Origin of the sequence: Bradyrhizobium sp. Ec3.3 (assembly GCF_000472925.1) — a bacterium.
Lineage (GTDB): Bacteria > Pseudomonadota > Alphaproteobacteria > Rhizobiales > Xanthobacteraceae > Bradyrhizobium.
The window spans coordinates 83,482-98,605 of sequence record NZ_AXAS01000003.1; the positions used below are offsets into that span (position 1 = coordinate 83,482).

Consider the following 15,124-nt stretch of genomic DNA (forward strand, 5'->3'; position numbering starts at 1 on the left):
CGGCTAGCCCCGCTTGATGCGCGGATCGATCGCGGCTTGCGCGATGTCGACCAGCAGATTGAGGAAAACGAAGAACAGGGCCAGCACCAGGATCGTGCCCTGCAACAGCGGCAGGTCGCGCTGGAAGATCGCGGAGTTGAGCAGGAAGCCCGAGCCCGGCCAGGAGAACACCGTCTCGATCAGGATCGAGCCGCCGAGCATGTAGCCAAGCTGGAGGCCCATTACCGCCAGCGCAGTGGGCGCGGCGTTCTTGATGACGTGGCGGAACACACCAGTTTCGCGCAGGCCTTTTGCGCGCAGGGCCTCGACGAAATCCTGGCTGAGAATGTCGCCGGTGAGCGCGCGCACGGTGCGGGTGACGATGCCCATGGGAATCACGGATGTCGTGATCGCCGGCAGCACGAGATATTGCAGATGCGCCCAGTCCCAGGCCCATGCGCCGGAGCCGCCGGGGCCGGCGCCGACCGCGGGCAGCCAGTTCAGTTCGACCGAGAAGATGATGACGAGCAGCATGCCAAGCCAGTAATGCGGCACCGAGACGCCGGCGATGGCAAAGGATGTCGCCAGCTTGTCGATCCAGGTCTCGCGGAAATAGCCGGCGATCAGGCCAAGCAGGATCCCCATCGTGAAACCGATGATGGCAGCCGCGATTGCAAGCGTCACGGTGTTGCCGACCGCGCGCATCACCTCAGCAAGTACGGGGCGTCCCGTCGCAATGGAATTACCGAGATCGCCGTGCAGCGCGCGCAGCAGCCAGAGGCCGAACTGCACCGGCAGCGGCCGGTCGAAGCCGTAGGCCGCACGCAGTTGCGCCGCAAGCTCCTGTGACGCATCGGCCGGCAGCACGGCGACGAGCGGATCGCCGGGCGTGATGTGCACCAGCAGAAAACACACCAGCGCCACGCTGATGACGATCGGGATGACGTAGACGATGCGTCTGGCGATATAGGCGAGCACTGGTCTTCTTCCTTCCTTCTCCCCCTGTGGGAGAAGGTGGCGCGAAGCGCCGGATGAGGGGTTCTATCCGCGGGTACTGTCGTTTCAAATGCGAGAGGGTCATCCGCGGAGAGAGACCCCTCACCCGGCTTCGCTTTGCGAAGCCACCCTCTCCCGCAAGGGGAGAGGGTGCAGCGAGCGTGTTGCGCGAACTACGGCACCATCGACACCGGCGAGAAGTCGACGAACCAGCTCTTGGGCTGCACGAAGCCCTTCACCTTCGGGCTCATGGCGCGCGGGGCGACGTCGTGGGCGACGTAGAGAAAGGCGGCGTCGTCGACGGAGGCCGCGTGCAGCTCGGCGAGTGCGGCGTCGCGTGCGGCGGGATCGAATGTCTGCCGCGCCTTGGTGACCAGCTCGTCGAATTTGGGGTTGTTGATGTAGCCCCAATTGTTCGAGAGGGGCGGCGCCATTGACGACTGCAGGAAGCGCACCAGGGCGAAGAACGGATCCATCGCCGCATAGGTCACATTGACCGCGTTGGAGCCGTTGGCGGAAGCATCCTTGGCGCCGCGCCGCCAGTTGTTGACCAGCGTATTCCACTCGATGACGTCGAATTGCACGTCGAAGTAACATTCGGCGAGTGCCTGCTGGAGGTATTCGTTCATGGGCAGCGGCATCATCTGGCCGGAACCCGAGGCCGAGGTCTGGATCTTGACCGCCACGTGCTTGTTGGGACCATAGCCCGCCTCTGCCATCAATTTCAGCGCGGCCGGCTTGTCATACTTGATCAGGAAGGTTGGATTGCCGCGCCAGGGATGGCCGGGCTCGAAGGTCCCGGTCGCCGGCACCATGTATCCGCCGAGCAGGCCGTCTCGCAGGCCCTCCCGGTCGATACAGAGATTGGCCGCTTTGCGGACGCGGATGTCGCTCCAGGGCGAGCCTTCGACCCGCGAGAACTGCCACGGCCAGACATGGGGCTCTTCGTTGGAGTAGATGACGAAACCGCGCTGCTTGATCTGGGCAATCGCGTCGGGCGCGGGCGCCTCGACCCAGTCGACCTGCCCCGACAGTAGCGCCGCGGTGCGCGCATTCGCCTCCGGCATCGGCAACAGCACCATGCGGTCGACATGCGGAACGCGTGCCTTGTCCCAGTAGTTTTCATTCCTGGCGAGCTCCAGCCGCTCGCGCGGCGTAAAGCTCGTCATCTTCCACGGACCGGTGCCGGAGGCATCGCGTGCAAATGCTTCCCATGCGGCGGCCGATTTCGCCTTCGCATCAGCGCCGCTGGCGGCGTCATAAAGCTTCTGCCATTTCGCAGGGCTCGCCATGAACAGATTGGAGAGATTGATCGGCATAAAGCTGTCCGGCTCCTTCGTGGTCAGCTCCACCGCCAGGTCGTCGATCTTGCGAGCGGACAGCAGCGTCGGCATACGCGAGGCGGTGAGGCCGACCTGGCTCGGGTCGTATTGCAGGGCATCCTTGTTCAGCACCTTGTCAACGTTCCACACCACAGCATCGGCGTTGAAGTCGCTGCCGTCATGGAATTTCACGCCAGGGCGCAGCTTGAAAGTCCACTTCTTGTGATCGGTCTCGTCGACCTTCCACTCGGTCGCAAGCCCCGGGATCAGCACGCTCGGCTTGTCGGCCGAGGAGAGGTCCCACATGGTCAGTGCGTCGTACATGGTGAGGCCGGTGAAGCGATTGCCTTCGAATCCCTGATCGGGCTGGCCCAGCGTGCGCGGAATATCGGCAGCGGTCATGCCGATGCGCAGCACGGTTTCGGCACCGGCCGCACGCGGCCAGGCCGCGGCGGTCGTGAACGCCAGCGCCGCAATCAATGCTGCGCGGGTGGTTTTATCGATAAGCATCGCCTCAATCCTTTTCCGGCTTTCGATGATTATTTTTGATGCAAGCCTATGCAATGGCTGTGCCAATGGGGAAACTTATTCTGCAAATTGCCCCTGTGACGACAAGTCCTTGTGATGCTGTGCGGGCGAAGGTGCTACGCTGCCTATTCTGGCATCAAGATTGCAAGTTCGGCTCCAAATTATTCGTTGGGAGCTTTGGTCATGCGCAATCGAATCTCGACCGGTCTCGTCGCGCTTGCGCTGGCGTTCTCCGCAATCTCGGCACGTGCCGAAACCCTGGTGCGTTACGGCATCTCGATGGCGGATATTCCGCTGACCACGGGCCAACCCGATCGCGGCGCCGGCGCCTACCAGTTCACGGCTTACACGATCTACGATCCGCTCGTTGCGTGGGAGATGGACGTCGCCGACCGGCCGGGCAAGCTGGTGCCGGGGCTCGCCACCGAATGGAAGGTCGACAACACGGACAAGACCAAATGGCGCTTCACCTTGCGCAAGGGCGTGAAGTTTCACGACGGCAGCGACTTCAACGCCGATGCGGTGATCTGGAATCTCGACAAGGTGCTCAACGACAAGGCGCCGCAATTCGACAAGCGACAGAGCGCGCAGGTGAAGACCCGGCTTCCATCCGTCGCGAGCTACGCCAAGATCGACGACGATACGGTCGAGATCACCACCAAGACGGTCGATTCCTTTTTTCCCTACCAGATGCTCTGGTTCCTGGTATCGAGCCCGGCACAGTATGAGAAGCTCGGCAAGGACTGGGACAAGTTCGCAAGCCAGCCCTCCGGCACCGGCCCGTTCAAGCTCACGAAGCTCGTGCCGCGCGAGCTCGCCGAGCTCAGCAAGAATCCGGACTACTGGAACAAGAAGCGGATTCCGAAGGTCGACAAGCTCGTGCTCGTGCCGATGCCGGAAGCGCTGACGCGCACCAATGCGCTGCTCGCCGGACAAGTCGACCTGATCGAGACGCCCGCTCCCGACGCCGTGCCGCAGCTGAAGGCAGCCGGCATGAGGATCGTCGACAACGTCACGCCGCATGTGTGGAATTATCATTTGAGCGTGTTGCCGGGCTCGCCCTGGACGGACATCCGCCTGCGCAAGGCGCTCAATCTCGCGATCGACCGCGACGCGGTGGTCGGGCTGATGAACGGTCTCGCAAAACCTGCCAAGGGCCAGGTCGATCCGTCCAGCCCGTGGTTCGGCAAGCCGACGTTTGAACTGAAGTACGATCTCGCTGCTGCGAAGAAGCTGGTCGAGGAGGCCGGGTACAGCAAGGACAAGCCGCTGAAGACCACCTTCATCATCGCGCAGGGCGGCACCGGCCAGATGCTGTCGCTGCCGATGAACGAATTCCTGCAGCAGAGCTTCAAGGAGATCGGCATCGACATCGACTTCAAGGTCGTCGAGCTCGAGACGCTCTACACCCACTGGCGCAAGGGCGCGGCCGACGAGATGAATTCCGGCATCACCGCCAACAACATCGCCTACGTCACCTCCGACCCGCTCTACGCCATCGTGCGCTTCTTCCATTCGGGCCAGATCGCGCCGGTCGGCGTCAACTGGGGCGGCTACAAGAACCCGAAGGTCGATGGGCTGATCGACGAAGCCAAGCAGACTTTCGATACCGCGAAGCAGGACGAGCTATTGGCGCAGGCGCATGCAGAGATCGTCGACGATGCCGCGCTGGTCTGGGTCGTCCACGATACCAACCCGCATGCGCTATCGCCGAAGATCAAGCAGTTCGTGCAGGCGCAGCACTGGTTCCAGGATCTGACGACGATCGGGGTGGAGTGAGGGGGCGGCGCATGCTGCGCCATGCACTCCGATGTCGTCCTGGCGAAAGCCAGGACCCATAACCACCGGCCTTTGTTTTGCGGAGACTGGCGGTTGACAGCTCGGCACCACAGCTACGCCCTGGGATAATGGGTCCTGGCTTTCGCCAGGACGACATGAATATTGTGCTACTACGATCCTCACTCATGCCATCCGCTACTTCGACAGCAGCGCGTAGGCGCCGTTCCAGTCGTCCGGCGGCGGGTTGGCCTGGAAATACCTGATGCGCGCCTCGTAGAGGCGGAACAGCCTCTCCAGCGTGTCGGCGTCTTCGCTTTTGCGGCCGCGCTCGATCGCGTCCAGCGCGCCCTGCCAGTCGCGGCTGCGGTAGCAGGCGAGCATCTCGATGGTGATGTTGCGCAGGCGCTGGAAGGCGCCAGAATTCATCACGTCCTCGCGGCCGACGACGGCGTAGATGACCTCCGGCTCGGTCTTGCCCTTCACCATGATGAAGTCGAGCTCGAGGATCGCGAACTTGTCCTTGGCTGCCAGCGCCGTCTTGGAGCCGACGATGATCGGGAAGCCGTAGTCCTTGGTCTGTCCTTCCAGGCGCGAAGCCAGGTTCACGCTGTCACCCAGCACCGTATAGTTCTTTCTCAGATCGGAACCCATGTTGCCGACCACGCCGGTGCCGGTGTTGATGCCGATGCCGACGTTGAGAGGGATGTAGACATGGCCGCCGTCGGCGGCCTCCTGCTCGCGCTCCCTGTTGACCTCGTCCATCTTCTCCAGCATGCCGACAGCCGCCTCGCAGGCGTTGATTTCATGCTCCCTATCGTCGAGCGGCGCGTTCCAGAACGCCATGATGGCGTCGCCCATGTATTTGTCGACATAGCCCTTTCGATTGGCGATCACGTTGGTGAGCGGCGTCAGAAAGCGGTTCATCAGCGTGATCAGCCCCTGCGGATCGTGCTTGTAGGTCTCCGAGATCGTGGTGAAGCCGCGTACGTCGGAAAACATGATCGTCAGATCGCGCTCCTCACCACCAAGGACGAGTTTCTCAGGCGTCAGCTGCTCGACCAGCACCGGCGACAGATATTGCGCGAACATGCCACGGATCTGCTTGCGCTGCTGCTGCTCGCGCACGAAGCTTGCGAAGACCAGCGTCAAATAGATCGCAGTGGTCGAGAACAGAGGATAGGTGGCATCGATCAAGAGACGATAGTGCACATAATAGTACCAGGAGAAGCCGATCAACACCGAAGCAAACAGCGCGCCGACGCCGACCAGCGTGACGGGCCCGAACTTCGGAGCGAACATGATCACCAGAATGCCCAAGATCATGGCGGCGAAGAACTCGATCGCGAGGCCGTTGTTCGGCTGCGAGATGATCGAGCCGGTCAGCGCGCTTTCCAGCACCTGGGCGTGGATTTCGACGCCCGGCACAGCGGGGTCGACAGGCGTCGTCTTGATATCGTTGAGTCCCGCTGCCGAAGTGCCAATCAGCACCAACCGCTGTGCGATCCTGTCCGGCGCGACTCGTCCTTCCAGCACGTCAACCGCCGAGACGTAGATCGAGGGATCATGGTGGGCGAAATGCACCCAGAGCAGACCGTTCTTGTCGGTCGGGATCGAGAAGCGCGGCACGCCGACGCTGAGGATACCTTCGCGATCGGCCTTGACCAGCATCGTGTTGGAGCCGGACATCACCCGCAGCATCTCGAAGCTCAGCGATGGCAGGATCACGCCCTGGGCCTGCGTGATCATCGGCGGCCGCCGGACGATGCCGTCGCGCTCGGGCTTGATGGTCAGCAAACCGCGGCCGGCGGAGGCAGCCTCGAGAACGGCAATATTTCGCAGCAAGCCGGGAAATTCGAACAGAAAAGGATGCGGATCCTCACCCAGGGTCGCCAGGCCGGTCTGCGGAAGTTTCTCGTCGAGTTCCGAGTTGCTGGCCGGAAGGCCGGCCTCGCCGAGCACGACGCGGGAACTCTTGATCGCCTCGGCAAACGCCTGGTCGTTGCTCGGCAGCGCCCTGAGCTTCTCGCGTGTCGCCTCGTCCAGATTGCGGAAGGTCTCGACCGCAAGATCAGGATTGAGCCGATCGGGCTCGGGGAACATCGCGTCGAAGCCGATGGCCGCGGCGCCGAGCCGCGTCAGATCGGTGGTAAGCTCGGCGAGCTTGGTTCGCGGCCATGGCCACTGGCCAACCGCCTTCAGCGTCCGATCGTCGATATCGACGACGACGACGGGCTTTTGGGTCTTCTCACGGGGGTCGAGGCGCTGGTACCAGTCAAAGGTGCGGACGCGAACCTCCTCGACCGGCCTCCAGTCGGCGAGGCGCACGGCTGCGAGGCCGACGAGCAGCGCAAGGCAGACCAGCCGCGCATAGCCGAACCTGCGCGCGAACCACCGCCGCCATATCCTGAGCCGCTTCATGCCTGTTGGACTTCCCGTAAACCGACCAGGCGATTTTGGATCGTCAGGACGCAAATGGCCATGGCCGCAAGCGACGATCCGGGGATTTTTTGCTGCCCCCGCGACCGAAGAACGAGGCTCGCGCTACGTCGTGCCGTGGTTAGTGACGATGAAATCGCTCGCGTGCAGGTTGCCGGCGGCCACGTTCTTGAGCAGGATCGTCTCGTGATCGTCCAGCGTGATCAGCGTATCGGCGTTCTGCTGCGTGATGGTGAGGTCGGCGACCGAATTGATGGTATCGAACTGGCGCAGGTCGATCTTATCCTGGGTCGTATCGAACCCGTAGACCGTGTGCTGGACGGCGTCCGTCGTTGACGCCGGGCCGAACACGAACTGGTCCTGCCCGCCGCCGCTGATCAGCGTGTCGCTGGACTCGGTGGCGAAGATGACGTCCTTGCCGCTGGTGCCGGTCAGCGTGACCGGACCCGAGCCGCCTTCGTCGAAGATGAAGTTGACGGTGTCGCTGGCGCCAAGGCTGTCGGTCACCTTGAAGGTGATCATGTCGGTATCGGGCGGGTTGGCGCCCGGATCGTAGGTCACGCTGTGGAGAGCCGTGTTGACCTGGTCGAGCGAGACGCCATCGATGGAGGACGGCGTCACGCCGGTGCCTTCCTTCGCGCCCTCGGTCTCCGCCGTCACCGTGTAGGTTTCCGTCGAGGACCCCGAGATCGACAGACCCGTGACCGTGTCGGTATTCGTCGCCTCGTCGTGCACGTGGGTGAAGTGCGTGGTGTCGATCACCGGCGACTGGTGGCTCCAGAGGAGCTTGGTGCCGCCGCTGCCGTCGCTGCTCGTGCTGAAGCCGGTTTCGTTGTAACCGCCGGTAATGGTGAAGTAGTCGCCGTCGCCGGTGCCGTAATGGACCTCGAGCCCGCTTTCGGTCGAGACCAGCGAAACGTTCTTGGGGTCGATGCCGGCGAGATCGATATTGTCGCCGTAACTGAAGCCCGTCACCGTGCCCGTGAAGTGCGACGTAGAGTCCAGATGCAGCGTGCCGACGCCAGAGCCGACGAACTGGATCGCGGAATCGGAGGTGCCGCCGAGCTCGAGGCTCGCGCTCATGATCTGAACCGTGCCGGAGCCGGTGAGATCGCCGAGGATCGTCGTTGCCCCGGTATCGGCAACGAGAACGCCGTGGTTGGCAACCGAGCCGGTGTCGTTGATGGTGCCCTCGAGGACGAGCTTGCCGTAGACGTCGATATGGATGTCGCCGCCGACCGACATGGCGCTCGCCGAGCCGTTGAAGGTCGTGGTGCCCAACACCTCGAAATGGGAATAGGAGTCGGCGGTCAGCGTCGTGCCGTTGATGATCGAGGCGCGCAGCAACGCGACCGAGCCCTCTCCGAACAGGTCGATCTCGCCGTCATTGATCGTGGTGTAAAAGAGGCCGATATGCCCGCCGTCGTCCGCTTCCAGCGTGCCGCCGGCGTTGTCGATGGTGCTGCCGGACAGATTGCCGAAGTTCAAGATCCCATATCGTTCGTCGGCGACGATGGTGCCGGTGTTGACGACGTGCTGGACGGCGTCAAGATAGGCATCGGCGACGTCGATATGGCCGTGATTGACGAGGGTGCCGTTCACCAGCAGAAAGCTGTCAACGCTTTCGTACTCGGAGTCGTAGCCGGTGCCCTTAATGTCGAGCCTGGTCACGCCGGAGAGCGACAGCCCGCCGATCGTGGTGCCGTTGCCGTCCACCGCCAGATCCACCACGCTGTCGGTATCGACCAATGCGGTTTCGGTCGCGGTGGGGGCGTGACCCAGCGACCAGTTGCCGTCATTGTTCCAGCTCTGGTCGACGTCCCCCGTCCACACGTCGACATTCGCATCGTCAGCGGCATTCAACGTGATCAGCGTGTGGCCGGTGCCATCGTCACTGGCGGCGAAATGCGCGTTGCTGTAGTCGCCGATCAGCTTCACCGTGATGCTGTGGTCGTAGGCATCGCTGACGACGAGGTTGCCGGTCTCCGCGTCATAGGTCGCGGTGGTGCCGCCGTCGAAGGTGATCGTCGACAGGTCCAGCTTGTCGGTCGTGGCCAGTCCCGCAATCGAACCGCCGAAACTCGCGGTATCGATCTGGAGCTCGGCGCCGTCCCCTGAGAAGGTTATGGTCTGCGCGACGGTGGCGTTGACCTCGAGCGTCGCATTGGCGTCGATGGTGACGGAGCCGGAGCCTGACAGCGAGCCGAACAGCGTCATGGTGCCGCTGTCGATCTCGATGCTGCCGGTGTTGGTGATGGCGCCGGTGATGGAGGTCGTGCCCCAGCTCTCGATCTCGCCGGAGTTGGTGATGGCGAAGGCCGCACCATCAGCACCGGAAATCGACGCGCCGTCGTGCAGATCGATCTCGCCGGCATTGCCGAGGGTGGACAGGGTGCCGAAGAAGCTCGAACCGGACACCGTCCAGGTGCCGCCGGCCTCGTTGCTGAAGGTCGCGCCGGCGACCGAGATATTGCCGTTGATGTCGCCGGTGTTGTTGATCGTGACGTGGCCGCCGGTCTCCACGATGGCATAGGTCGTGGAAGTCACGGCACCAGTATCGTCGGGCCCGATGGTGCCGGAATTGTCGATCAGCGCGGAGCCGGTGGCGTTCTCCTGGACGAAGATCGCGGCATGGCCGTCCGCGCCCACGACCGAGCCGGTGTTGGTGACGTGGGTCGAGCCGGTCGCGCCGTCGCTGTTCTGCGTGACGACCATGCCGACCGTGCCGGTGCCGGTGAGGTCGCCGTCATTGACGATGGTGATGTCGCCGCCGCCGGTGGCAAACGCGGACAGGCCGACAAAGCCGGTGGCGTCGCCTTCATTGGTGACGCTGACGTCGCCGCCGCCGTGATCGAAGGCGCCGATCGCGGTGCCGGCGGCCGTAATCGACGACGCCGTACCGGTCATCACCGTGACGTCGCCGACGCCCCAGGTGAAGGCCTCGATGCCAAAGCCGGCATCCGCCGTGATCGTGGCGTCGCTCTCGACCGTGACGTCGCCGTTGACCTGGCTGGAGAAGGTGGAATTGCCGCCGGGCTTGTAGCCGGCGATGATCGCGCCTGGCGTGGTTTCGTCGTTGTTCAGAGTGGAGCCGGAATGGATCGTTCCATGCGCCTCGACCGTGATCGTGCTGTCCAGACCGCTCGCGATGGCAGTCGCATAGTTGACCGCCACGATGCCCGAGCTGCCCGACGTCAGCACGTCGCCCGTCGACAGCGACACGTCGATATCGCCGGCGTCGATGCTGTAGGCGAGGATGGCGTAGCCTGAGGTGCCCGTGACGTTGGCGTTGGCGCCGACGGTGACTTCGACATCGCCGGTGCCGCCGCTCAAGGCCTGCGCCCGGATGCCCTGAACGGCGCCGGTCACTGTGGTACCGGCCTCGTCGTTCACGGTCACGTCGCCATTGCCGTAATTGTAGGCGTGCAGGCCATAGCCGGCCTCGGCCGTGACATTGGCGTAGTTGTTGATGGTCACCGAGCCGTTGACGTCGGTGTTGGCGACCGAGCCCGTCGTTGCGCCGTTGTAGCCAGCCTGGATGCCGGCCGGCGGATTGCCGCTCTGGTTGAGGCTGCTGCCGGAATTGATCGTGCCATAGGCGGTGACGGTGATCGTGCTGTCGCTGTCCGCATCGATCGAAGTTGCCCGGTTGACCGCGACGATGCCGGAGCTGCCGGAGTTGATGAAGGTGCCTGCATCCGTGGTGACAGTCTCGCTGCCGCTGCCGTAGCTGCGCGCACGGATGCCGTAGACCGAGCCTCCGGTGACGTTGCCACCCGCTTCCATGCTGATGTCGCCGTCACCCTTGGTCGTTGCGTCGATGCCGTAGGCGCCGCCCGCGGCGCCGCCGCGCTGCTCGATGGTGATATCGCCGGCATTGGCGGTGTTGAGATTTTCAACGAGCAGGCCAACGGAATTGGCGCCCGTTCCGGTCGCCTTGCCGGTGAGATTGGTCACGGTGATGTCGCCGGTTCCGGTCGCGCTATCGCGCAGCCAGATGCCGTTGCCGTTCAGGCCCGTGATGTCCTTTGTCGCCGCCAGCGAGATGTCGCCGACGCCGTTCTGGGTCACGAAGATGCCGCCCGCTGCGCCCGTCAGCGCGCCGGTCGGCGTGAGCACGATGGCGGCGGCATCGCCGATCGTGCCGCCGCTTGCCGTGAAGTCGAGCGCATCGCCGCTCGCCGTGGTGACGTTGCCAGCGCCCGCGATGGTGAACGTGCCGCCGGACGAGGACTGGCCGGCGATGGTGCCGGTAAAACTCTGGCCCGCGACATTGTCGAGCTGAAGCGTATCGGCGCCGCCGGCAAAAGTGACCGTCTGCGCGTTGGCGCCGGCGAGCTCCAGCGTCGCGCCGTCGTCGATGATGAGCGAGCCGGTGCCGCTGAGGCCGCCGGCGAGATCGAGCGTGCCGCCCTGCACTTCGATCGTGCCGGTATTGGTGACCGCGGCCGTGATGCTGTTGCTGCCGGTGACGACGTAGATATTGCCGGCATTGCCGAGGCTTCCGCCGTTGATCGTAACGTCGGACAGATACAGCTTCGAGGTACCGTCGACCGTCACCGTCCCCTTCGTGTTGGTGACCGTGACCGTACCGAGCTTGAGCACGCCGCCGTTGATCGCCTCGAGCGTACCGGCGTTGATGATCAGATCGCCGGTGATGTCGAGCTCGCCACCATTCGCCTCGATGAGGTTCTGATTGGTGATGGTGTGCTGCACGAGCGGGTCGATCGTCAGCGTCCCGCCGGTGACGTCGATCGTACCGGCGTTGGTGATGTCTGCGCTGTTGATGGCACTGATTCCGGTCGAGACAAGCGTGCCGGACAGCGTCAGCGTGCCGCCGGTGATCTCGGCCTGATCGAGGACCAGCACGCCATGGTCGTCGACGGTGATGGTGCCGGACGAATTGGCGACCTTGGTCCCCTTGTCCAGCGTCAGCGTCGCACCGGCCTGGATTTCGATGGTCGAGTCGTTGTCGACGGTCTCGTTGTCGAAAGCGACGGTCCCCGTGACGGTGACGGCGCCGGAATTGTCCAGCTTGCCATTGGTCAGGAAACTCGTCCCCTCCAGCACCAACGCGCCGCCGATGATCAGCTTGCCGCTGTCGATGGTCCCGCCGTTGATGTCCAGCGTTGCACCGGCATCGATCTTGAGCTTGCCGCCGGCATTGTGGATCTCGGCCAGCATCTTGAGTGTGCCGCCCCTGAGCTCGATCGTGCCGGCATTGGTGATAGAGGCGCCGACGGCGAAGTCGCCGCCGCCCGCGAGCGTCAGCGTGCCGGAATTCGTCAGCACGCTGGTGTCAAGGATCTCCGCTTTGCCGCCGACGGAAATCGTGGCGCCCACGGAATTGGTCAGGATCGAGTCGGCGCTGAGATTGAGCGCTCCGGCGATCGTCAGCGTGCTCTGGTTGATGACCTGCGGCGCCGTATGCCCGGCGGACGTGTCGAAATCGTTCATGGTCAGCGATTTGGCGAACGCCGCCTCGTCGATCGTGACCGGATAGGACGGCGTCAGGCCGTGCAGCTGATCGGTGATGACGATGACGTCGTCATTGATCGTCGGCACGGTGCCGGTTTCCCAGTTCGCGGCGTTCTTCCAGAAGCCGCCGGGCGGGGACCCGGCCTCGGTCGTCGCGACCCACACCACCGCGGGGCTGTCGGTGCCCTTGATGGTGACGGTGACGGTCTGGGTCGCGGTCGCGCCCTGCGAATCCGTGACCGTCACGGTGTAGGTCAGCGTCAGGACCTCGCCCTTGGGAATGAAGTCGGCGAGGTAGACGGGCAGATCCGCGAGCGACCAGTCGATGACGCCGGCGCCCGTCCCGGTGCTGTCGGTATCGATCGCAACCGACATCGCTTTTTCGAAGATCGCCAGCGGTCCCGGCGGCACGGTGCTGCCGTCCGGCAGGGTCGCGCCGGTCAGTTTCACCGACACCTTGTGGGTGTCGGTGAGATCGACATCGGTGAAGGTCAGCGTCCCCGAGGTCGGCACCTCTGAGGTCAGCGGACCGCCGGGCACGCTGGTGCCGCCCTCGAAGGTGACGGTCGGAACGCTCGAGGTGATCACCGGCGTGTCGTTGGTGCCGGTCACCGTGATGGTGATGTCGATGAAGGCAGTTTCGTTGAAGCCGGCGAAATTGTTGTCGACGCGGACCTTGTAGGTCAGCGTCAGCGTTTCGCCGGCGGCGAGGAAATCGAACGCGTTGTCCGAAACGCTGTAGGTCCAGCTTGCCGAGCCGGTGTTGGTGTTGCCCGAGGTGGGAACGACCGTGATCTTGGCCTCGGTCGCGGCAATGTCGGCCTTTTGCAGGTCCGACAATCCGGCGGTGACGTCGTCGTGATTGGCGCTATGGTAGGTGAAGGAGTCGAAATTCACCTTCACGGTCGGCCGGTCACCGAGGTTGTAGTCTAAGAAGGTGATCTTGCCACCGACCACGTCGAGATCGCTGGTATCGCCGGTCTTGCCGTCGAGCTCAGACAGCGCGAACGCCGCCTTCACGTTGCCGTTGAGGTCGAGGCTGCTCGCGAGCGGCGCGCCGGGAACACGGCTGACGGTCGTCGGTTTGTCGGAGGTATTGGTCGACTGTTCGTTGTTGCCGCTAGTGACTGTGTTGACGAAAGTTACCTGCGCCGTCGCACCGCTTGCCGTCTTAATCAGCAACAGGTTGGCGTCCTGCGTGATCGAATCGGTCGAGTTGTTGGTCAGCTTGGTGTTGGTGCCGTTGTCCGTGAACTTCAGCGAGAACACGTCCGTGATCAGCTTCTGCACGTCCGGCGACAGCAGCGCGTTGGTGACCGAGACGTTGCCGCCGCTGATCTGGATCATCTGCCCCGCCTGGTTGACGGTGGCGATCGGCAGCAGCGTGACCTTGTCGAACAGGATGTAGGAGCCGGTGGTGCCGTCCGGCTCGACCAGCACCTGGAAATTCGCCTGCGGTTGCGGATCGCCGCCGCCCGACGGAATCGAGAAGCTGATTTCCGTCAGCACGGCGGTGCCGCGGATGCCCATGGTGGCGACCGGCGTATCGATCTTCATGTCGCCGTGCTTGGCGGTCTCGCCGGCGACGAAGGTGATGGTGCCCGCGACCAGGCTCAGCAGTGAGGAGTTGCTCGACCCGTTCGGGTCATAGACCATCTCGTTCAGCACCATCCGCGCGTTGGAGGAGAGGCCGAAGACGGTGCCGTCGATGAAGGTGACGCCGAGGGTCGAGTCCGACCCGGTCGAGAGAACGTCGCCCTTCTCGACGTTGTCGCCGTTGTTCAGGATGATCGAGACGCCGTTGCGGACCGCGGTCGCGCTGCCGGTCAGCTTGGTGATATGGCCGATGACCTGCGCGGCGGCGGCGCCACCCGCCGCCTGCGCGTACTGGATGTTGCCGGCGAGCGCATTGACGAGGTCGCCGGTGAGATGGGCGCCATCGGGCGAGGCGATCGCGGCGCGCTTCTCGCCCTTGAAGTAATCGTGAATGACGAACTCGTGTCCGTCATTGGACAGGACGAGATCAACGCCTGCGCGCTTGAAGTCGCCATGGAACAGCAGATTGGGATCGGGAACGAAGAACGCGCCCGGCGGCACGGTTCCATGACCCGAAACGGAAAACGATTCGACATGGCCATCGGCGGGCGCGTGGAAACCCTGGCCATGCAAGGAGAGCGCGGCGTCAAATTTGCCAGCGTAGTTCAACGGGGGAGCACCGCAAAAAGGGTTAATATTTAAAGAAGTATCTGCTGCCTATGCTTGCATATCATTACCAAGTCCTTAGCGAAACCGTCTATTGCTTGAGCGAATCGACACGGGGGCCATACCACAGCCCGCAAGAGACTGCAGGCGAGCAGAGTAGCAAAAGTAATTCCTGTGACATTTACAGGTATATTCCCGCCAAATCGACGGCATTTCCTACAACCGCAAGTATTGCAACGTATAAATCAACTCACGAATACTTACGTCATCTGTCCTTTGCAGTGCCCTGCAACATACTGCGGCAAATACGGAGTTTTAACCGTAACCTGGCTAACAGAAGTGACGCGATAAGCACGTCATTAGTCATAAGCAGCAGATTCGGCCGCTAACTCAAGCCCTGTCCG

At 63.2% G+C, this 15,124-nt stretch carries 5 protein-coding genes; 1 reads left to right on the top strand and 4 read right to left on the bottom strand.

What is annotated here, in order from left to right; genetic code table 11:
- Window positions 1–3: 3 nt before the first annotated feature.
- A complete protein-coding gene (locus YUU_RS0104945) occupies window positions 4–957 on the bottom strand; it encodes an ABC transporter permease (RefSeq protein WP_027521379.1) in 954 nt (317 codons plus the stop codon).
- 191 nt (window positions 958–1,148) lie between these two features.
- Window positions 1,149–2,807, bottom strand: a complete 1,659-nt coding sequence (locus tag YUU_RS0104950; RefSeq protein ID WP_027521380.1) for an ABC transporter substrate-binding protein — start codon at window positions 2,805–2,807, stop codon at window positions 1,149–1,151.
- A 201-nt stretch (window positions 2,808–3,008) separates the two neighbouring features.
- Between YUU_RS0104950 and YUU_RS0104955 the strand changes: the two genes are divergently transcribed.
- The gene (locus YUU_RS0104955) at window positions 3,009–4,604 is read left to right on the top strand and encodes an ABC transporter substrate-binding protein (protein WP_027521381.1); all 1,596 of its coding nucleotides are present in this window, start codon (window positions 3,009–3,011) and stop codon (window positions 4,602–4,604) included.
- Between the two features lie 195 nt (window positions 4,605–4,799).
- Here YUU_RS0104955 and YUU_RS0104960 read toward each other — a convergent pair whose 3' ends face one another.
- Both YUU_RS0104960 and YUU_RS0104965 read right to left on the bottom strand, forming a co-directional pair.
- Window positions 4,800–7,022 carry a CHASE2 domain-containing protein gene (locus YUU_RS0104960; protein ID WP_027521382.1) on the bottom strand — a complete coding sequence of 741 codons (2,223 nt, stop codon included), beginning with the start codon at window positions 7,020–7,022 and terminating at the stop codon, window positions 4,800–4,802.
- Between the two features lie 123 nt (window positions 7,023–7,145).
- Window positions 7,146–14,723 carry a FecR domain-containing protein gene (locus YUU_RS0104965; protein ID WP_035661282.1) on the bottom strand — a complete coding sequence of 2,526 codons (7,578 nt, stop codon included), beginning with the start codon at window positions 14,721–14,723 and terminating at the stop codon, window positions 7,146–7,148.
- Window positions 14,724–15,124: the final 401 nt, after the last annotated feature.

Excerpts from the sequence above, each read along its gene's own strand:
- YUU_RS0104955 (WP_027521381.1), top strand. The coding sequence starts at position 3,009 with ATGCGCAATCGAATCTCGACCGGTCTCGTCGCGCTTGCGCTGGCGTTC.
- YUU_RS0104950 (WP_027521380.1), bottom strand. The coding sequence starts at position 2,807 with ATGCTTATCGATAAAACCACCCGCGCAGCATTGATTGCGGCGCTGGCG.
- YUU_RS0104960 (WP_027521382.1), bottom strand. The coding sequence starts at position 7,022 with ATGAAGCGGCTCAGGATATGGCGGCGGTGGTTCGCGCGCAGGTTCGGC.